At 59.2% G+C, this 21,491-nt stretch carries 14 protein-coding genes; 4 read left to right on the top strand and 10 right to left on the bottom strand.

Annotated elements, in window-relative coordinates; all coding sequences use genetic code 11:
* Window positions 1–28: 28 nt before the first annotated feature.
* The 4 genes from ACTHNE_RS01155 to ACTHNE_RS01140 form a co-directional block, all read right to left on the bottom strand.
* Window positions 29–3,187 carry a non-ribosomal peptide synthetase gene (locus ACTHNE_RS01155; RefSeq protein WP_440268355.1) on the bottom strand — a complete coding sequence of 1,053 codons (3,159 nt, stop codon included), beginning with the start codon at window positions 3,185–3,187 and terminating at the stop codon, window positions 29–31.
* A gap of 17 nt (window positions 3,188–3,204) precedes the next feature.
* Window positions 3,205–4,095 (bottom strand): nicotianamine synthase family protein, encoded by an 891-nt coding sequence (locus ACTHNE_RS01150; protein ID WP_440268354.1) that lies wholly within the window; start codon window positions 4,093–4,095, stop codon window positions 3,205–3,207.
* A 141-nt stretch (window positions 4,096–4,236) separates the two neighbouring features.
* Window positions 4,237–6,543, bottom strand: a complete 2,307-nt coding sequence (locus tag ACTHNE_RS01145; RefSeq protein WP_440268353.1) for a M20/M25/M40 family metallo-hydrolase — start codon at window positions 6,541–6,543, stop codon at window positions 4,237–4,239.
* A 408-nt stretch (window positions 6,544–6,951) separates the two neighbouring features.
* On the bottom strand, window positions 6,952–7,152 hold the full coding sequence (locus ACTHNE_RS01140) for an MbtH family protein (protein ID WP_440268352.1): 201 nt from the start codon (window positions 7,150–7,152) through the stop codon (window positions 6,952–6,954).
* A 1,311-nt stretch (window positions 7,153–8,463) separates the two neighbouring features.
* Here ACTHNE_RS01140 and hemN point away from each other — a divergent pair.
* Entirely contained in the window at window positions 8,464–9,864 is a 1,401-nt protein-coding gene (gene hemN, locus ACTHNE_RS01135; RefSeq protein WP_324939078.1) for an oxygen-independent coproporphyrinogen III oxidase, read from the top strand.
* Between the two features lie 132 nt (window positions 9,865–9,996).
* Here hemN and ACTHNE_RS01130 read toward each other — a convergent pair whose 3' ends face one another.
* The gene (locus ACTHNE_RS01130; RefSeq protein WP_324939073.1) at window positions 9,997–10,329 is read right to left on the bottom strand and encodes a high-potential iron-sulfur protein; all 333 of its coding nucleotides are present in this window, start codon (window positions 10,327–10,329) and stop codon (window positions 9,997–9,999) included.
* 168 nt (window positions 10,330–10,497) lie between these two features.
* Between ACTHNE_RS01130 and ACTHNE_RS01125 the strand changes: the two genes are divergently transcribed.
* Window positions 10,498–11,880 (top strand): cytochrome C, encoded by a 1,383-nt coding sequence (locus ACTHNE_RS01125; protein WP_440268351.1) that lies wholly within the window; start codon window positions 10,498–10,500, stop codon window positions 11,878–11,880.
* 251 nt (window positions 11,881–12,131) lie between these two features.
* Here the strand turns inward: ACTHNE_RS01125 and ACTHNE_RS01120 are convergent, their stop codons facing one another.
* From ACTHNE_RS01120 to ACTHNE_RS01100, 5 genes are all read right to left on the bottom strand, one after another.
* Window positions 12,132–12,398, bottom strand: coding sequence for a hypothetical protein (locus ACTHNE_RS01120; protein WP_324939068.1), 267 nt, complete (start codon window positions 12,396–12,398; stop codon window positions 12,132–12,134).
* Window positions 12,399–12,465: 67 nt separating this feature from the next.
* Window positions 12,466–13,887: an MBL fold metallo-hydrolase gene (locus ACTHNE_RS01115; protein ID WP_324939081.1), complete on the bottom strand. Its 1,422-nt coding sequence runs from the start codon at window positions 13,885–13,887 to the stop codon at window positions 12,466–12,468.
* A 5-nt stretch (window positions 13,888–13,892) separates the two neighbouring features.
* Entirely contained in the window at window positions 13,893–14,810 is a 918-nt protein-coding gene (locus tag ACTHNE_RS01110) for a ribose-phosphate diphosphokinase (RefSeq protein WP_324939065.1), read from the bottom strand.
* Entirely contained in the window at window positions 14,807–16,360 is a 1,554-nt protein-coding gene (locus tag ACTHNE_RS01105) for a thymidine phosphorylase family protein (protein WP_324939062.1), read from the bottom strand. Before ACTHNE_RS01105 ends, ACTHNE_RS01110 begins: the two co-directional genes overlap by 4 nt.
* Window positions 16,361–16,839: 479 nt before the next feature.
* Window positions 16,840–16,977 carry a hypothetical protein gene (locus tag ACTHNE_RS01100; RefSeq protein ID WP_324939059.1) on the bottom strand — a complete coding sequence of 46 codons (138 nt, stop codon included), beginning with the start codon at window positions 16,975–16,977 and terminating at the stop codon, window positions 16,840–16,842.
* Between ACTHNE_RS01100 and ACTHNE_RS01095 the strand changes: the two genes are divergently transcribed.
* The gene (locus ACTHNE_RS01095) at window positions 16,976–19,363 is read left to right on the top strand and encodes a phosphoketolase family protein (protein ID WP_440268350.1); all 2,388 of its coding nucleotides are present in this window, start codon (window positions 16,976–16,978) and stop codon (window positions 19,361–19,363) included. The genes ACTHNE_RS01100 and ACTHNE_RS01095 overlap by 2 nt on opposite strands.
* 86 nt (window positions 19,364–19,449) lie before the next feature.
* On the top strand, window positions 19,450–21,039 hold the full coding sequence (locus ACTHNE_RS01090) for an oleate hydratase (protein ID WP_440268349.1): 1,590 nt from the start codon (window positions 19,450–19,452) through the stop codon (window positions 21,037–21,039).
* Window positions 21,040–21,491 lie beyond the last annotated feature (452 nt).

The following is a 21,491-nucleotide window of genomic DNA, read 5'->3' as shown; positions in this document are numbered from 1 at the left end:
GCCCGGATGATCCATGTACAGATGATTGTCAAAGAGCGATATAGCTGCTCTGCTGCACTTCGCCACTCATGCTCACTCGCCCAAGCAGGCCGGCTAGCTCAATATGTGTTTCCATCAGCCTGGCCTGAGCCTGCACGGTCGGGCTTGCAAACAGGGAAGCCGCGTCAATATGCGTGCAGAACTCGGCGTCAATGCCTGCGGCAAGCGTCAGCAGGGATAATGAATCCCCACCCAAAGCAAAGAAATTGTCGGTGACGCCGATGCGATCGATTCCAAGCACGGCCGTCCATTGCGCGCATAGACGCCGCTCAATGGCGGTAGCAGGAGAAACGTGCTCGTTTTGCAGGCGCACCTGTGCGCTGGGTGCAGGCAACGCTTTACGGTCCACCTTACCGTTAGGAGTTAATGGCAAGGCCGCCAAAACCACGTACACCGCGGGAACCATGTATGCAGGCAGACGCTCGGCAACGAACCCGGCTAATGCGCCCCGATCGAGGTTTCGCGCATCCGAGGCCGCAACCACATAGGCAACCAGTGATTTTCCGCCTGTCGCGCCTGCATCGTCGCGAACCATGACCGCGCACCGGCCGACGTCTGGATGCAATAGGAGGCAGGCCTCGATTTCGCCAAGCTCAATGCGATAACCGCGCAACTTGATCTGATTGTCTTTGCGGCCTATGTATTGCAGCGAACCATCTTCGAGGAAACGAACCAGATCGCCGGTCCGATACAACCTTGCATTGGCGTGCCGGCTGAAGACGAATCTTTCTTCGGTCAGTTCAGGGCGATTGAGATAGCCGCGTGCCACCCCCGCCCCACCGATGTGCAACTCGCCTATCGCACCCTGTGGCAACAGATTGCCGGCGGGATCCAAAACATAGACGCGCGTGTTCGCAATAGGCCGCCCGATCGTCTCACGCCCCCCAGCGTGCCGCGTGGCAAACGTCGAGTAGGTGGTGGTTTCGGACGGGCCGTACAGATCGTATAGCTTAATGTCGCAACTGGCATGCAACGCTTCGACCAACTCTTGCCTGAGCGGCTCGCCAGCGAGATTGATACAACGCACACCTTTTGGCACCGCGCGCGCTTCAAGCAGCGCTTGGATGGCCGAGGGAACGGTATTGATGAGGGACACCTGGCCCATCGTCCCGGCTTGTAGTGCAAGGACATTATCGGCGAGAGCAATCTGGCCGCCGCATGCCAGCGGCACAAACAGTTCAAAAATGGACAAATCGAAGCAGATGGACGTACCAGCCAGGACAACGCGCAAATCTTCTTCGTCGTATGTTGCTAGCGCCCATTGAACGAACATCGATGCATTGGAGTGCTCGATCAGCACGCCCTTAGGCTGGCCGGTAGAACCTGAGGTGTAAATGACATAAGCAAGATTTCCAGGTCCTACGCCAGTAGCCGCCCTGCCAGGACGGGTAGCGGGAAGCCCCTTGCTCTGCGATGAAGAAAAAAATCCCTCCACGTCGATCGCCGTAGCCGGCTGATCCCGTAAGTTGACCAAGCCGACCTCATCGACCAGCAGCAAATCGAGACCTGCATCTTTAAAGATATGCAGCGCGCGCTCCTTGGGGTAGGCAGGATCGATGGGAACATATGCACTGCCTGCCTTGAGCACCGCCAGAATGGCTACCAGCAGATGGATGGAGCGTCCATGACAAACTCCGACGAAACCATCGACCTGAGCCCCGTGCGCTATCAAATAATGAGCCAGGATATTGGCGCGCTCGTCCAGATCGCGGTAACTCAATTCCTGCTGTCCATGGCGTATCGCAATACGTTCCGGAAATCGTTCAGCCTGCTCCTCAAAGAACTCATGTAGACATATGTCCAGACGCATGGGAGCGTCGACACCGGACCATGAAGCGATTTGCTGGTGGCGTTCCTGCGGCGTGAGCAAGTCGTAGTCGTTCAAGTCCGCGGACGGCTTTGCCACGACTTGCTCCAGCAGGCCAAGAATACGAAGCAGCGTCGCTTGTGCATCGACATCACTGAAGCAGCTGGTATTGTAGTCCAGATGCAGAAGCATCTCTTGGCCTGTTCCGTAATCACACAGCACAAAAGTAAGTGCGCCACGCTCGTGGTTGTGGGACAGGTAGTGCGTAAGGACCGGGTGGCCATCGATGCTCAGATCGAAATCGAGCTTCTGGTAATTGAATGACAACTCGTGCAGCGGCAGCTCCAGCCCCGATGTATGGCGCAATTCCCGCACAATTTCACCGAGCGGCAGGCGGCTGTGCCGATAGTCCTTGCTCTGAAGTTGAGCGATATGCCTGGCGAGCGCGGTGAACCCGGGCTCCGAAGGGCGCGCCAGGCAGTGAGCGTTGACATTGACCAGAGAACCGATAACTTCCTTGTCGAAAGCGTTGCGCCGATTGTGAACCGGCGAACAAATCGTCACCTGGTCGGATTGGAAGACACGCGAAAAATATACATAGAGTGCGGCATAAAATATCGTAGTCACTGGGACGTCGATATGCGCAGCGAGCGACTTCAGCGATGTGAACAGATCCGGCCGAACCACCACGCTGACGCGCTGGCTTGACGAAGCCAACGATGGCGCAAACAGAGCATGACTCTGCGCGCAAAATCGATCCATCCAGTATGCGCGATCTTCATCATGGCGGGCGTAGGCATGGCTATCATGCTGACGCATGTACTGTACGAATGAAGGAAAGCCGCCCGACCCTTCATCCGCGACATCTGCCTCACCCCCAAGCTTGGCATATTCATGCAATATGCGTCTCATCTGCAGAGCGAATCCCCATCCATCCATGATGAGGTGGTGGGCTTTGGCGTAATACCAATATTCGCCTGCCGATACCCGGATAAGGGCATCCTCAAACACCTGCGCACCAAGATCGGCGAAGGGAGTCTCGAAATGCCGCTGGATCCAGGTCAACGCCGCTTCGCGTGCTGCCTCAACGCTCGACAGATCGATGAGGGGCATCCCCTGCGCAGGATCATCGACCACGAATGGTTCGCAGCGCCCCGATGACAGCCTGAAACGCAGTTGATAGGCGTCATTACCGCCAAGCACTCGTTCGCGAGCTCGTCTAAAACGGACCACATCGATATCGCAAGGATATTTCTGATAGCCGCCTATGTTATTGACAACCTCTCCGAACAGACGCCCTTCAAGATAAATTTCCTGCTGTGCGGCGGTAAGTTCCAGCATAGCCTTCTCGCATCGCCTCAGACGATTTTCTTGAGCAGCAGCGACGAAATCGTATCGTCACAGCTTCCAGAAACAATGCGAGCATCTTCGATGCTGAAACGCTCGAGTATTTCAGGCGATATCAACGTCGGCTCATAGATCACGCTGCGCAAGCCAAATGAAGTGCGGCAAACGATATAGCAATCCCTCTTGGCCGATTTATAGATATTCTCAAGTATCGCGGACTTCGGCTTGGCCAGTAGCGCGATAATGATTACGTCATATTCGGACACATCATATTCTGGTGAAGTTTCGTGAATGATCCGGATTGAATTGCCCATGCCAAGCGTCTTGATCAATCCGCGCGACCGCTCCACCGCATCCCCAGACACATCCAAACCGTCAACAGGAATATCCAGGTAACGATGCAACCAGATCGCGCTTATGGGAAACGGTCCTGAGCCGATGAATAGCGCACGTTTTGGAGAGCAGCCATTCAGCATTGACGATTCGCGCTTCAATAGGCGCTGAAATCGGCTATTGAGCCGATAGTCGTTCAATGAAACGACATCTCCACCGCATAGGCGCCTGACAAAAATCTGCTCGAGCGCCGTTTCCCATGAGCAATAAGCGTCATTCAGAAGCTTCACACTCTCGCGCTTGTGTCGAAGGCTGAAAACCAGCTCATCGGTGTCATTTGCGAAGAATATGCGCGATTCAATGTGAACGATCAGCGGATCGAGCAGATCGAACCTTTCCCTCGGGTGATCGATCAAGCTCTTGTCCTCGCGCAGGAGCTCCGCCGCCTTATCGATGGCAACGTGGAACGAAGATGTGCATCGCAAGACCGATTCCAACGTCTCGCAGCTTGCATTCTCACCGCGGCCCAGCTCTTCCAAGCTTTCAACTTCGCAAAAATCCGACTGCATATTCCCTCCAGTTTCTGACTTCGCCGGAATTCCAGCAGCACCCAGGAAAGCAAAATATCCATCAAGCTGCTCACCAGGCGCGCATTGGTTGTACCCCTCAACACCAAACTGCAGACCTGCCCAAAGCAGGTCAGATCAGCCCTAGAGCTTGACCTCACTGACGATCAAGCTCTGGTCGCCCTCGTTCACGGGAAGCGCATAACCGTTTCTGGCTCGGGTAATATCAGCGAAAGCGCCGGGAAGTGCGGCCGCCTTGACGACAAGAATGGAAGCCGCCGTCTTCGACCCTAGAACCATCGCAAGTTGCTTTCCATCGCAAGACTGGCCATAGCAGATGAAGGCACGATAGCTACCCATCTTTGAGTCATCCTTCATGTAGCTCAATGTGTGGCCGTCCATCGAGATGGATTGCAGGTTCGCCTGCGGCGGCGCAAGAACCCAAACCGCGCGCAACGGTCCGCCGGCATCGATCCTCACGCCGACCTGCCTGCCCTTTTCATTGTCGATTTCCCCGAGGGGAGTCAGCCTTGCAGGCGTGAGAGCAAGCGTTTCGGTCGGCGCCACATAGATGGCGCTGGAAGTCCACGGAAGTACGCTTTTCAGGGTTACGCGCTTCCCCACCGCCTGTAAAACCGCCGCGGGTGGCGGATTGGTCGCGTTACCGACCAGCAACATGGCGTTCCCGGCGCTTTGAAAATAGGCGATGTTGAGATCCTTTGGCACTGCTTCACTGTGCGCAGGCGCTTTCAACGAAAGCACAATGCAAGCGAACGCCGCCAGTGCGACCGCGTAGCCCGTACAACGGTGGACGGGGCTCTTCATTTCTTGAACGGCCAGCGGCATCACGTAACTGAAAGCCAGGCCAAGCAACATGCCCATGCCGGCAGAGCCGATCATCACGTTGAAGCCAAGCATGATCTCAATCAGGTAGACCACTGGAAAAATCATCGCGAACACCGCGATCGCAGACAGCAGGAACAACACAGCGGATCGCATCGCAATTTTTTTCGCTGGCAGAAGTGCCGCCATGACGACGATCGATACAGCGCCAGGAAGAACGAAGAGGTAGCAGATTGCCGGTGCAAAGATTGCGCAGAGCAAGCCGAGCATCAGCCACGCCCCCGTCAGGCCTATCCATACACCAACGGGGTTCACCCCCCTCCCCAGCCAGCGTTGAACCAGCAGCACTACGAGCAAAACCATGCTCCATAGCAACCAGCGATTGAACAAAACATCCGAGTGCCAGGAAACACCGTGATCGCCAGTCATGCCGAGTGTGAGCAACAGCACATAGCCCACGCTCGCGCCCATCGCCATGGACAACACCAGACCCGCAGCACCGCGCCTCACGCTGACGAAATCATAGTGGTTATGGCGCCGCCACGCCCAGGAGGTCGCCACAAACACCAGCAAGAGCAGTAGTGCCAGCCACAGGCTCCATGATTGCGGCCAACTGATGACACCAGCCCCGAGCACATCCGTATAGACCCTGGCTCCCTTTGCCAGGGGTGCGGGCAGAGGAGCATCGAGGAGAGACTGCACTAACGCATAAACATTGTTCCCTTGATGCTGGAGAGTTGCATCATTTAACGAATTCAGATTGTCATCGGAAGTGTGGTAGTAGCCATAGTTTTCGCCGAAGGCGAAATTGAGTCCCTGCACTCCACGGGCCTTGAACACACTGAAATCGGTGTCGTTAGGCATCAGTTTGTACACAGCGTCCAGAAGCGAGCTGGTCAGTGGCGATCGGGCGGTTGACGCATAGCGATCGACAAGCCAACCGCTATCATCGCCAGTCTCGAACATGGCACTTTTGCCTGAGGTACCGCGCGCCTCAAGGTTTATCACCAACGCGAGGTCTTTTGCTCTTGGGTCGTTTTCCGCAAAGGCCTCCGCACCCAGTAGCCCTTCTTCTTCACCCTCGGTGAAGAGAAAGATGACCGAGTGAGCGCCGGATGATCGCCTCTGGAGCAAACGAGCCACTTCAAGCGAAACAGCCACGCCCGCACCATCGTCGCTAGCCCCTGGGCCTGCAGCGACCGAGTCATAGTGCGAGGCCAAAAGTATTGGCTTTCCGCCGGGCAAACCGTCACGTACGGCAATGATATTTCTGACTCTGGCGCAAACTTGCAGCCAGGCCTTGCGACAGGATGTAACATCCTGGATTTCGGGACGGTACCCCATTCCTCGAAGCGCCTCGATGATGCGGTTACGGACCGCATCGTCAGCTGGGCTGTCCACCGGATGCGGCGATTCTCCGCCGCCAAGCACGGTCGATAAGGCCTGCTTCGCCCTAACCGCTGAAAAACCTGCAAGCTTGGTGGTTGCTGTCAATGGCAACGGCTCCAGCTCTCTGCGCGCCACCGTCGCAATCACAACCAGGACAGCAAGCACCGCAACCAAAGTCCACGCACCAGCACCCGCCACCTTTCCCCGCGACAACAACATAAATAGGAGCTCCAGTCACCAAATCCGTAGCAAAATCTGGGCGCGAAAGCCTTAAAATGCGTTCGCGCGAGCAACCACTTGTTATTTATGTTGAAGCTCGAATGGCGCGCCCCTCGATGACGCTTTCCATTCGCAGCTTTTTTTGCAAAGCGACCCCACCCACCTATTTAACAGTGGCTAAAAAACTTCCAAGACAATCAAATCCCCACTTCCGGACGAAACTCAAGACGATTTCGCCCTATATACTTCCATTACTCAGAACACCCAGGCGCCGCTTCTTGCAATCAGACCAGATGATGATGTCCGAAACGCTACAAATTCACGTTGGACGCATTAAATTCAATGGCTATCCGCATACATGATCACAGAAAATCCTTTTTTATTCCGACTCAAGCCACATTTTAACTGTCATCGCGCATCCATCACGCTCTTTGGTCGCATATCCGTCCAATGCATCTCCACAAAATCTACACATTCCTTTCGAGTTCCCTCGTCCCGTACAAGCCTCCACCCAGCGGGAACGTCAGACGACGCCGGCCACAACGAATACTGTAATTCGTCGTTGATCAAAACGACGAACGTCTCTTCACCATCATCGGAAAAAGTCATCGCCCACCCCGAGAAAACATGGGCAGGTACTCAATGACAGCCTGGCTAGGCTGAAAAAATCGGCATCCGTACATTGCCGCCCCTCACTGAAATCAGTTGTTGTCCTAAGCTAAAACTTGTTCGCGACTGCGAAGAAGCCGATCAGCTTTTCCAAAACTCAACAAGAATCACAACAACTTATGAGCAGCAAGACGATACCAAAACCGCGAACAGGACTAGCGCCTGGACGGCAGATGTCAGGGCGCACCAATGCTTAAACATTCCCCAGGACCTGACACTGTCGAATCAATCTATACGCTAACCAAGACGAGATCAAGTGTTACTGCAAGATGAGTAATTCACGCTGACATTCAAACGATTTCTCATTTTCTTCACTATTGTGAAGGAATTGTCTTTTTTTGATTGCAGGCGCGCCTCCTTAAAATGCCGGCCGCTCGAAGTGAGGCAGCACGGTCCAAACAAAGCGTTGCCGCTGATCCGAAAGTTTTCCAAGCAAGCCAAAGATCGCCGGCAACCATTTGTCCAAGGCAAGCAGTTGATTATTTGCGGAAGAGAATGCTCCCTCCAATTAACGCTTGATCGCCAAAACCTGTAGCCGATATTTAAGGATGCTCTGATCTATTCCACGCACCCGTCACCGCACTGTATGCGCGCAGTGGTTTGTCGCAGCGGCGAAGGCAGACTGGCGCATCGTCGAGACGCTGGAGCGAAGCGCTGCGCGCATACAGTGCGGCCCCAACGTATTGAATTTATATGAGCGATGACCTGCAGAAGGCCCGTAGGCCGTGCCGCGCGACTTGAACGACGGCCAGTCTGCCCTGCGTCGCGCAACACACCCTGCGAGGCTTTCTCGAGGTCATGCCGGATACGTGGAATAGATCAGAGCATCCTTAAGTGACAAGTGACGTTTTGTTATTAATGTGCGCGTGATCACAGATGGCTTATGGCGTACGCCTGACTGACGACATCCATAAACAATGATCCGGCGAGTTCCACGAAGGAACCCGCCGGACATTGCCCCTCCCCTTTCCCCCATCAGCAGGCTTCCGCGCCCACCGCGTTGAGCAAGGCGATGCCGGCCGCCTTGCGCAATTCCATCGCTTGCCGATGAAGTTCCACGCCATCAGCACGACGTCCGGAGCAAATCCTTTTTCTTCCTGCGTGGATTCGCGGCCATGGCGACAGGCATATTACGGATGGCCGTGAAGGATTCGCTGATCTGGATCAAGCAGACCTGACAGCGCAACGCCAGGTGCAAACCAGTTGATCTGGATCAGGGTCCTTAAGGCTTTGGCTCCGCACACTCGCCGCATGAGACGAACCCCACCTGCGCCCGAATTCGATCCGGTACTGATCGCCCGCTACGACGGCCATGGGCCGCGTTACACCAGCTACCCGACCGCGCCCCAGTTCCAAGCCAATTTCGACGAGGAAACATTGCGGTCGGTGATTCGTGATTCGAACCAAGAACCGTTTCCGCGGCCGCTTTCGCTCTACGTGCATGTTCCGTTCTGTACCAGCCCCTGTTTGTATTGCGGATGCAATCGCGTCATCACCCGCGACATCGGCAAGGCCGATCGATATCTGGAACGGCTGTATCGCGAAATCGGATTGATTGCTCCTTTGTTCGATCGCGACCGTCTTGTGCGGCAATTGCATTTTGGCGGCGGCACACCCAATTTTTTGGACCTGCCGCGCATGCGCGAATTGATGGAGTCATTGGCGCGGCACTTCAGTTTCAGCCAGGCGCAGGGGCGAGAGTTCGGCATCGAGCTCGATCCGCGCTTTGCCGATGGCGATTATGTGCGCGGACTGGCGGATTTTGGCTTCAATCGCCTCTCCGTCGGCGTGCAGGATTTCCATCCGGACGTGCAACGCGCCGTCAATCGCATCCAGAGCGTGGCGCAAACGCGCGAGTTGCTCGAGGCCGGCCGCGAAGCGGGTTTTACCTCCATCAGTATCGACCTTATCTACGGCCTGCCGCGGCAAACCGTGGCCGGGTTCGAGCAGACGCTGGCGGAGGTCATTGCCTTGTCGCCCGACCGTGTTGCCGTGTATGGCTACGCGCATTTGCCGGAACAGTTCAAAGGACAGCGGAGGATCGATGCTGCGGAGCTACCCGATCCGGGCACGCGGCTGGCCTTGTTCGGCCGTGCGTTGGCCTTGCTTGGCGACGCCGGTTACGTGTACATCGGCATGGACCATTTCGCGCGCGAAGGCGACGAACTGGTGCGCGCGCAACAGACTGGCAAGCTGCAGCGAAATTTCCAGGGATATTCGACGCATGGCGATTGCGACATCGTCGGTCTCGGCGTCAGCGCGATCGGCCGCATCGGCGAAAGCTACAGCCAGAACGCCAAGGATCTGGTCGGCTACTACTCCGCTCTGGACGCCGGACGGTTACCGATCGCGCGCGGCTTGCACCTGGATGAAGATGATCTCATCCGCCGCGATCTCATCGGCCAGTTGATGTGCTACGGCGAACTGGATACGCACGAATTCGGCGAACACCACCGTTTGATCTTCGATGAATACTTCGAACCGGAATTGGCGAAGTTGGCGCAGCTCGCGCGTGACGGACTGGTAACGCTGGATATGCCGATGATCCACGTTACGGCACGAGGCCGGTTGCTGTTACGCAATATCGCCATGTGCTTCGACGCCTATCTGCGTGGTGGGCGGCATGCCACCGGCTATTCCCGCACGATATGAGCGACGGCGATACCGAACGGTTTGCCGCACATGCGCTTTCAACGGTGCGTGCATTGCCGTTGCTTGCGAAAACGTGCACTGACGCGCTTGCCTGACGCAGCCAAGACCCCGCGAGGGCGCGACCTTTTAAGCTCACGCCTTCTTCGGCGTATACGACGTGCACCACCCTTTCGCATTCACCGCTTTGCCTGGGAACAGCTGGCAGGTGCCGTAGCCCACGTCCGGGCCGTGATAGAACTGGCAGTTGGCGCAGGTGCTGCCGGCCTTGTACAGCGCATTCTTCGAGTCGTTTGCGTCTTCGATGTAATTCATCGCCTTGGCGGTTGGGTCGGCATCGGTGAGATGCGGCAATTCATCGGCATGCGCGCGCATCGACAGGCCGCCCATGCAGGCGCCGCCCATGGTGACCACCACAAGCTGCAGGAATCGCCGGCGCGATTGGATGGATTCATTGGGACGTGACACGGGCGTTCTCCTGCTGAGGACCTGGTAGCCAATCTACCCGCCGAACCGGCTATTGGTTTGATCCAGATCAAACGAAACATTTTCAAGGTGCGCAAGCTTTTCCCAGCTTCTTTCGAAGCGTGTTCGCGGTTCATTGCGGCAATGGCAAATGACATAAGGGGAAAGAACATGGCCTGCGAAAACACTTGCATGTGGATAAGAACGAAGCCGCTTTCCTATTGCGGCCTGGCATTCCTCATAACCGCGTTGGTGTTGCTGCTGCCTGCCACTAGCCATGCCGTGCCGGCGTTCGCCAGGCAGACCCATCAGCCATGCACGGCCTGCCACATAGGTGGCTTCGGGCCGCAGCTCACACCCTTCGGGCGCCAGTTCAAATTGATGGGCTACACGCTCTCGGTAGGCAACGACACCAAGGTGCCGCTGTCGCTGATGGTGGTTGAAACCTATACGCATACCACCAAGGCGCAAACTTCGCCGCCGGCCGATCAATTCGGCACCAACAACAATACGGAACTGCAACAGGCCTCGGTCTTCGTTGCCGGCCGCCTTGCCCCCAATCTGGGCATTCTCGCGCAGGGTACCTATTCGCAAAACGGCGGCCTGCTGGGGTGGGACAACAGCGACCTGCGTTACGCGAGATCCGCAACCTGGGCGGGACATCCGGTGATCTGGGGACTTTCGCTCAACAACAATCCCAGCCTCACCGACGTCTTCAACACCGCACCAGCCTGGCAGTTCCCGTACATGTCACCGGATCTCGCACCCGGCGCGCCGGCCACGCCCATCCTGATGGGCGGCCTCGCGCAGCAGGTGCTGGGGTTGAATGCATACACGCAGATCAACAATGCGCTGTACCTGGAAACTGGAGTTTACCGCTCGCTGTCACCGGCCTTCCTGCGTGACGTCAATGCCGATTTCACTGGGCGGCTCGCCGGTGTTTCGCCTTATGCGCGTGTGGCTTATACATGGAATCTTGCCCATGGCAATCTTGAAGTGGGCGGCTTTCTGTTCAATACCGCGCGCGGCCAGGTGGGAACCAGCGCGCAGGGCAAAGCGGTGGCGATGGCCGGGCCGACCGACAAGTTCCGTGACCTCGGCGTAGATGCCAGCTATCAACTGTTGAATGGCAGCCATCACATCGTCACCGTCAACGCCCTGTACCTGACCGAGCAGCAGCAACTGGACGCCACCTATGCATCGGGCGGCTCATCCAATTTGCACAACAACCTGCACGCGCTCAATGCCAACGCCAGCTATTGGTACAAGAACACCTGGGGCGTCACGCTGGGTGCGTTCGCCGACGATGGCAGCAAGGATCTTACGCTGTACGGCAACAATGGCAGCCCCAATACCCGTGGCGGAATCGCGGAGCTGAACTGGAATCCCTTCGGGCAATCCGACTCCTGGGCGCAGCCGTATGCGAACGTGCGCCTTGGGCTGCAATACGTGTGGTACACGCGCTTCAGCGGGCTGGTCTACAACGTGGATGGCGCCGGAAGGCGTGCGTCGGACAACAACACGCTTTATTTCTACGTATGGCTGGCATTTTGATGCTCAGGTTGCGGCGCTCGCCGCCCTCACGTCGAACACGCAACTCCCTCCCCTGCATGCAGGGGAGGGTCGGGGTGGGGTTGTACGAGCTTGCCGCAAAGACCGAATTCACGGCGAGGTTGCTTCACCCCACCCCAGCCCTCCCCTGCTACACGCAGGGGAGGGAGCAAATGCCCGCCAGCTGAGATATTGCGTGCACGGGAGCGGAGCCGCTCACGGCTTCAGCAAGCTTGTCGGCCTGAGTTACCGCCCTAAGGATATTTCGCCTCACTACCCGCCGAACACCACACCGTTTTCCACACGGCGCCGCCTCGCTCTTTCACGTGAATCTGCGCATCGCTACCGGCAATGACCCGGTACTGCGCCATCTCGCGCGCGTGCACGATCGCGGAAGCAAGGTCCTCGTGCACCGCCAGGCAGTGTGATGCCGGCTTTGCACAGATCATCCATTGCTCCCGTTCGATCGAAGCGAATTGGAAAACGAAAATATAGAAATCAATGACATCGGCCGATGCCATCGGCGTAACCCTTCGTGTTTGCAACGCCGCAGTGTTGCGTGTCGCCAGCGGACCGACTTGATCTGGATCAATTGGCCTGAAGAACGTCCTGCCGGGACAAGGAAATGGCCTCCCCCTGCTCCGGCACCTGGCATGCCACGCCCGCCTTGTCCAGGCACTGCTCCATCGCATGCATGCCGCGCTCGTATTCGCCGTGCACCAGCAGCACGCGCGTGCGTCGCGCCGTTCCAAGCCAGGCCAGCAAAGCGCCCTGATCGGCGTGCGCGGAGAAACCGTTGATCGTCCACAACTGCGCTTTCACCTGCACGTCCTCGCCGTAGATGCGCACATTGCGTGCGCCATCGATGATGCTGCGCGCCAGGCTGCCATGGGCTGCATAGCCGACGAACACCACGCTGCAGCGCTCGCGCCACAAATTGTGCCGGAGGTGGTGCAGCACCCGGCCGCCTGTGCACATGCCCGAGCCGGCCAGGATGATGGCGCCGCTTTCGATGTGGTTGATGGCCATGGATTGGGCCGTATCCCGGCTGAAATGCAGGTTGGGCATGGCAAAGGGATCGTCTTTGCGCAGCACTTGAAGAAACGCATCGCCGAAGCACTCAGGGTGGCGGCGAAAAATCTCGGTGGCGGAAATCGCCATTGGCGAATCCAGGAAAATGGGGACATGCGAGGGGATCGCACCTTGCTGCATGCCCTGGCGCAGGTAATAGAGGATCTCCTGCGCACGCTCCAGGGCGAAACTGGGGATGATCACGTTACCGCCACGCGCCAACGTCACGCGCACGGCACGGTACAGTTCGTCCACCGAATCGGGCAGCGCGCGATGCGGGCGATCGCCATAGGTGGTTTCCATGACCACATAGTCGGCTTCGGGCGCCGGCACCGGATCGCGCAGTATGGGCCGGCCCGATTGGCCGATGTCGCCGGAAAAAAGCACACTGCAAGCGCGATCGCCCGTTTTCAGCTTCAACAGCACCGATGCCGAACCGAGGATGTGCCCGGCATCGAGAAAACGCGCATGGATGCCATCGAAAAGCGCCATGTCGCTGCCGTAGGCGACCGGCTCGGCAAAGTAATCCATGGCATGCAGCGCATCGTCCAGGGTGAACAACGGCTGCGCCGCCGATTCGCCACGCCGGCGTCCGCCGCGTTGGGCGCGGCGCGCATCTTCTTCCTGCAGGCTCGCCGCGTCCAGCATCACGATGCGCGCCAGATCGCGCGTCGCGCCGGTGGCGAGGATACGGCCACGAAAACCTTCCCGCACCAGTTTCGGTATGCGCCCGCAATGATCAAGGTGAGCGTGCGTGAGCAACAGCACGTCGATGCTGGCGGGATCGAAGCCGAACGGCGCCGCATTGGCGGCTTCCTGTTGATGGCCGCCCTGGAACATGCCGCAGTCGATCAACAGCCGCTTGCCGCTGCATTCGAGCAGATGGCAGGAGCCGGTCACTTCCTTGGCCGCGCCGTGGCAGGTATAGACGATGTCCATGTGATTCACGCAGATGCCCTCCCTGCGACCGCGTCCTTCCAGCTGCCGCATAGTTCGACCAAGGCGTCGGCCACCGGCTTGCTGATATCGATCTGCGTGGTGTCCCTGACGATGCTGTTGCTGGTGATGAGCTGAACGTCCTGCTCGCCACGGAAACCTTCCAGCGCGCCATCTGCGAAAACGCCATGAATCGCAACGCAGACCGGCTTGCTCGCACGGTGGCGAAGATGACGCACAGTCTGCAGCATGGTCTGGCCGCTGGCGATGATGTCGTCGAGCAGCACGGGTGTGTGTGCCGGCCATCGGTCCAGTTCCGGAAAGTGGATCTCCACCTCGCGATCGCCACGGCGTTCCTTGCGCGCAACGATGCTGGGCGCGCACAGCAGATTGGCGACGACATTCACCCACTGGCCGCTTTCTTCATCCGGCCCCACGATCAACGGCCGGTCCACATGGGTGGCGATCCACGCCGCCAGTTCCGCAGCCACGTGCACCACCTGCACCGGGCGCGGGTAAATGTCCGCGATACGGTGGTAGCGATGCAAATGGGGGTCGACGGTGACCAGTCCGTCGAACGTGTCGTAAAGCCAGTGGCCGAAGATCCGTGCGGAGACCGCCTCGCCGGGATGAAAGCGAGCGTCCTGCCGCATATAGGCCAAATAAGGTGCAACCAGGCATACGCGCGAGGCACCCAATTCGCGTGCGGTGGAGGCGGCCATCATCAACGGCCACAGCTTGGCATCCGGCCGATCCAACGTGCACACCAGGATGGCGACGTCGCCGGGTGAGGGTGCTTCCACCTGCAACAGCGTTTCGCCATCGGGAAAGCCGTGCACCGACAGTGCGCGCCGGGGATAACCGCAATGGCGTGCCAACGCCTCGGTAAATTCGTCGTTGCCGGGCATGGCGTAGAGCGTGTTCATGCAGTGACCTCCACCTCGATGATGTGCGCGTGTCGCGATACGTATTCCATCGCATAGGCGAGCTCGCCCGGGGTCTGCGCATGCAAGGTAAACAGCGGCTGCCCGGTGGCGACGGTCTCGTCCAGATGTACGTCAAGCGTGAGGCCCGCCAGCGGTGAGGCCGGCGCACCCGCAAGTTTTGCCGCGCGCGACAGGCGCCGGTTGTCGATGGCGGTAACGCGGCCATCGCAAGGCGCCGGCACGGACTGTCGGAAGGCCGCCCTGCCCGGCACGCGCAAACCGCCCTGCGCCTTGCAAATGGCCTGGAAACGGCACCATGCACGGCCGGACGCCAGGCAGTCGCTTGCCACGACATGCGACGTTTCCGCGGATGCGGCGCCGCCCAGTTCCAACACGGCCGCTGCAACATGCAATGCATGGGCGCGCAGATCCTGTGGCGCATGCGTCTCGTTACGCAATACGGCCAATACGTCGTGCGCCTCCAGCGCCGGGCCGATGCCGCGGCCGACCGGCTGTGTGCCGTCGCTGATCAATACGCGCACGCGCAGGCCAAAGACGGCGGCGACGCGCTTGATCAAATCCGCCAGCGCTTGCGCCTCCAGCAGGTCGCGCACTTTTGCCGTGGGGCCGACCGGTATGTCGATCACCACGTGTGTGGCGCCGGCGGCGATTTTCTTCGACAGCACCGAAGCCACCATCTGCCCGACGCTGTCGATATCCAGGGCGCGCTCGATGCGAATCAGCAGGTCATCGGCCGGCGCCAGATTCATCGCGCCGCCCCAGGCGATGCAGCCGCCGCAGGTTTCCACCACGTGGCGCAGTTGCATTTCGTCCAGCTCGACGGGCGCGAGCATCGCCATCGTATCGGCCGTGCCAGCCGGCGAGGTGATCGCGCGCGAGGATGTCTTGGGCATCGTCAATCCCATTTCGGCCGCGATCGCCACCACGATCGGCGTAGTGCGATTGCCGGCCAAACCGCCGATGCAATGCTTATCCATCACGCACGGGCGCTGCCAGTTCAACTGCGCGCCGGTCTGCACCATCGCGTGAGTCAGGGCAACGACTTCATCCAGCACCAGCCGATTGCCGCTGGCGGCCGTAATGAAGGCCGCCATCTCGATGCTCGAATAGCGATGCGCGACGATGTCGCCGACGATGGCACGCAATGCGCCGGCATCCAGTTGCTTGCCGAAGATCTTCGCACGCACGTGGGCCAGCGAATCCACACTGGGCGGATGCGCCAGGATGACGCGCTCGCCCGCCTGCGGATGCAGCGACAGCCAAGCGGATTCGGAAAGGCCCACTTCGTCCTCGGCCAGCCAGCCGGGCTGCACCAGGTTGAGCGCCGCCAGGATTTCCCGCTCGCCCACGCGCACCGAGAGGCGCGAATGCGGGCCGAAACCCTCGCTGCGGCAGATCGGTGAATTCCGGTCGAGATAGACAACGTGCTCATGCCCGGTATCGATACCGAGCCTGCGTACATGGCTTGCTTCCAGCCGAGGCCTTGCAAAACCGGCTGCGGTATCGATCCGCTCTGTTGGCGAGGGCACGTGGGCTTTTTCCAGGGAAGACGGCTGCAGTGTGCCGGCAGGTCAAAGGCGCGGGCTTGATGTTGGTCAAGAGGGATCGTGCTCACCTTACCAACGGCACCATTGATCCAGATCAATGAGCGTCACCCGCTTTTTCGGCATGCTTCTTCTGCGGTCAGGGAAACGGACCGGGCGCTCCAAGGTTCTTACGTTCCATGGGCACGCGCTGATCCGATGCGATCGCACCTTCCGTCGCCGGCGTGCCCCCAGCACGCAGCGGCGGAAGGTTTTTTTGTGCGGGATGCGTTGATTCAATCGCACACGTGCCCCCTTTGGGACTTGAATGACGCCGAATCTCCGCCTGCTGGAAAGCGTCCCCTCCCCTGCGAAGTAGGGGAGGGTCAGGGTGGGGTTGCACGAGCTTGCCGCGCAAGCCGAATTCATCGCGAGATTGCTTGTCCCCACCCCAGCCCTCCCCAACATCGCAGGGGAGGGAGTCATCATTGGCGCAGTTGGGATTCGACGCCAATGAGGCCTTCGAGAACGAGGTTCACCGCGGCATTGATGCACATCAAGCCGCACCGCTGCGTAGCGGCGTAGACATAGCGGAACGCCAACGCTACGGACGCCGTACTCATGTCAAACACACTCTCGCCTCAGCAATTGCAGCTATTGGACGCATACTGGCGCGCATCCAATTATCTTTCGGTTGGCCAGATCTACCTGCGCGACAATCCCCTACTGGATGAACCGCTGCAACGCGAGCACATCAAGCCGCGCCTGCTCGGCCATTGGGGCACGACGCCGGGGCTGAACCTGCTTTACGTGCATCTCAATCGGCTGATCCGGCAGCATGACCTGAACATGTTGTTCGTCACCGGCCCCGGCCATGGCGGCCCGGCATTGATCGCGCAGACCTATCTGGAAGGTTCCTACACCGAGCGCTATCCGGCCGTCGAACGCAACCGGCAGGGCATGGCGCGCCTGTTCCGGCAGTTCTCCTGGCCCTATGGCGTACCGAGCCATGTGGCGCCGGAAACACCCGGCTCCATCCACGAAGGCGGCGAACTCGGCTATTCGCTTGCCCACGCCTTTGGCGTGGCGTTCGACAACCCCGACCTGATCGTGGCCTGCGTGGTGGGCGATGGCGAAGCGGAAACCGGCGCGCTGGCCACCAGCTGGCATTCGAACAAGTTTCTCAATCCGGCCCGCGATGGCGCGGTGTTGCCGATCCTGCATTTGAACGGCTTCAAAATCGCCAACCCTACCCTGCTTTCGCGCATCAGCCGCGACGAGCTGGTCGACCTGTTCCATGGCTACGGCTACGAACCATGGTTCGTCGAAGGCAGCGATCCGCGCCTGGTGCATCAACACCTGGCCAATGCGCTGGAAGGCATACTTGCCAGCATCCGCGCCATCCAGCAGATGGCCCACGCCGGCAACGGCAGCACGCGCCCACGCTGGCCGATGCTGATCTTGCGCACACCCAAAGGTTGGACCGGGCCCAAGACCGTCGACGGCGTAACGGTGGAAGGCACGTGGCGCGCGCACCAGGTGCCGCTGGCGCAGTTCGACCAGCCCGAGCACGTTGCACAGCTCGAAGCCTGGATGAAGAGCTACAAGCCCGAAGAATTGTTCGACGAACACGGTCAGCTGCGCGAAGAACTCGCCGCGCTGGCGCCGACCGGCCATCGGCGCATGGGCTGCAACCCGCACGCGAACGGCGGCGAATTGCTCAAGCCGCTGACCATTCCGCACTTTCGCGAGCATGCCGTCGCCGTGCCGCAGCCGGGAGTGGTGGAAGCGGAAGCCACGCGTGTATTGGGCACGTTCCTGCGCGAGGTGATGCGCCTCAATATGGTCGAGCGTAACTTCCGCCTGTTCGGTCCGGACGAAACGGCATCCAACCGGCTAGACGCGGTCTACGATGTATCCGGCAAGACGTGGATGGCCGGCATCGAGCCCAACGACAACCATTTGAGCGTCGATGGCCGCGTGATGGAAGTGCTCAGCGAACACCTGTGCGAAGGATGGCTGGAAGGCTATCTGCTCAGCGGACGGCACGGCTTATTTTCGTGCTACGAGGCGTTCATTCACATCGTCGATTCGATGTTCAACCAGCATGCGAAGTGGCTGAAGGTAAGCCGCCACATTCCGTGGCGTGCGCCGGTGGCATCGCTCAACTACCTGCTTACCTCGCACGTGTGGCGCCAGGACCACAACGGCTTCTCGCACCAGGATCCGGGCTTCATCGATATCGTTGCGAACAAGAAAGCGGAGGTGATACGCATCTATCTGCCGCCGGATGCCAATTGCCTGCTGTCGGTGGCCGATCACTGCCTGCGTAGCCGCGACTATGTCAATTTGATCGTGGCGGGAAAGCAGCCGTCATGGCAGTGGCTGGATATCGATGCCGCGGTCAAGCATTGCGCCGCCGGCGCTGGCGTGTGGGAATGGGCCAGCAACGACGACGGCGATCCGGACGTGGTCATGGCCTGCGCCGGTGACGTGCCCACCGTTGAATGCCTGGCCGCCGTCACCTTGTTGCGCGGCTATCTGCCCGATATCCGCATCCGCGTGGTGAACGTGGTGGACCTGATGGTGTTGCAGCCGCAATCCGAACATCCACATGGTTTGTCCGACCGCGACTTCAATGCCATCTTCACCTCTGGCAAGCCGGTGATCTTCGCTTTCCACGGCTATCCGTCGTTGATTCACAAGCTGACCTACCGCCGCAGTTGCTCGGACCGCATCCACGTGCGCGGCTACAAAGATGAAGGCACCACTACCACGCCGTTCGACATGGTGGTGCTCAACAACCTGGACCGCTATCAACTCGCGCTGGACGCGATCATGCACATCCCCCGCTTCGGCAAGCATATTGGCCATGCGATCGAACGCTACTGGTCGATCATGGAACGGCACAAGCTGTACATCAGTGAGCACGGCGAAGACCTGCCGGAGGTGCAAAACTGGCGCTGGCCCACGCATGGCCTGGTCGGCACACAAGCCATAAAAGCCTGAACGGACAGCAACTTAATTGATCTAGCTCAAGGCAATCGGGCCGGAACTGCCTCAGATTCGGCCTCAGCCTGGACCAGGGGGCCACCATGATCAGTGCAACGCATGCACCCGCAAAAGCGCACCTTATCGGCGGCGGCATCGCCTCCCTGGCGGCCGCCGCCATCCTCATCCGCGATGGCGACATGCTGGGCTCGCACATCATCATCTACGAGGAAAAGCCCAACCTTGGCGGCAGCCTGGATGGCTGTGGCTCGGCCGAGCGCGGCTATGTGATCCGAGGCGGGCGCATGCTCGAAAGCAAGTACCTGTGCACCTACGATCTGTTCGATTCCATTCCCACGCTGGATAAGAAGCGTTCGGTAACGGAAGAAATCTTCGAATGGAACCATGTGATCCGCACGGCTTCGCATGCGCGAATGGTAGCGGCGGAACAGCGCATCAACGCACCGGAATTCGAACTGTCCGAACGCCATATTGTGGCGCTGGAAAAGCTCGCCATCGAACCGGAATGCATGCTGGGCGCAAGCAGCATTGCCGAGCACTTCGACGGCGCTTTCTTCCGCACGCCCTTCTGGCTGATGTGGTGCACGACCTTCGCCTTCCAGCCCTGGCACAGTGCCATCGAATTCAAGCGCTATCTGTTGCGCTTCGTCCATATGGTGAAAGGCTTCAACCGGCTGCATGGCATCATGCGCACGGTCTACAACCAATACGATTCGCTGGTGCTGCCGCTGCACACCTGGCTGCAGGAACACGGCGTGGTGTTCGAAGTCGGTACCGAAGTGGTCGATCTGCAATTCCGCGATGCGGAGGGCCGGCATTCGGTCAGCGCGATCCACTGCCAGAAGGACGGACGCCCAAACACGATCACGCTAGGCCCGGATGAAATCGTGATCGCCACGCTTGGCTCGATGACGGAAAGCTCCGACTTCGGCAGCATGGATACTGCGCCCGTATTGCGCCAGCAGGATCATGGCGCCTGGGCATTGTGGAAACGCATCGCCGCCGGCAGGCCGGAATTGGGCCGGCCTGGCGCATTTGCCGACCATGTCGACGAATCCAAGTGGATCTCGTTCACCGTGACGCTGAGGGATCCGATGCTGTTCCAGTTCATCCGCAATCTCACCGGCAACACGCCCGGCGAAGGCGGCTTGATGACATTTCCCGAATCGTCCTGGCTGCTTTCCATCGTGCTGCCGCACCAGCCGCACTTCATCGGCCAGCCACAAGACGTGCAAGTACTTTGGGGCTACGGCCTGAACATGTCCGCGCCGGGCAACTTCGTCGGCAAGCCCATGCCCGAGTGCAACGGCAGCGAAATATTGATCGAGCTACTGGGGCACCTGGGCGCGCGCAAGCATCAGCGGCGCGTACTGGACAGCAGCATCTGCCTGCCCTGCATGATGCCCTACATCACCAGCCAGTTCCTGCGCCGCTGCAAGGGCGATCGCCCGGCGATCCACCCTGAGGGTTACGACAATTTCGCCATCGTCGGGCAATTCTGCGAACAACCGGACGACGTGGTGTTTACGGTCGAATACTCCGTGCGCTCAGCCATGAGCGCGGTATACGCGCTGCTTGCGCTGAACATGGCGCCGCCGGCGGTGTACAAGGGGCAGTACAACGTGCGGCATCTGTATCAGGCGCATCAGGCGTTGCATGATCGGATTGCTTAGAATTCCTCACCGCCATTCGACGCGGATCCGCTGCCTTCACTCCCGGTGAGCCCGATTAGCATCCAATCCCACATAACGCGAACGACTGCTCCCTCCCCTGCAAGCAGGGGAGGGAGCAGTCGTTCGCGTTAGGGGGATTCGATGCTAATCGGGATCCCCGGGAGTGAAGGCAGCGGATCCGCGCCGAATGGCAGCGAGGAATTCTAGGGCCTGTTTACACTATTTGCGTGGCCCGCGCTGGGAGCTGTTTGCGCGCCAGACAAGGAAGAGCGAAGGAGTGTACGTCGCTACACGACTTAAGTGCTGACGCAGGATGGCGGGCAAACAGACCCTAAGCAATCCGATCATGCAACGCCTGATGCGCCTGATACAGATGCCGCACGTTGTACTGCCCCTTGTACACCGCCAGCGGCGCCATGTTCAGCGCAAGCAGCGCGTATACCGCGCTCATG

Source organism: Dyella sp. (genome assembly GCF_051954575.1).
In the GTDB taxonomy this organism is placed as follows: Bacteria; Pseudomonadota; Gammaproteobacteria; order Xanthomonadales; family Rhodanobacteraceae; genus Dyella_B.
Note: the sequence above shows the minus strand (reverse complement) of the source record. Positions and strands in the feature narration are given on the sequence as shown.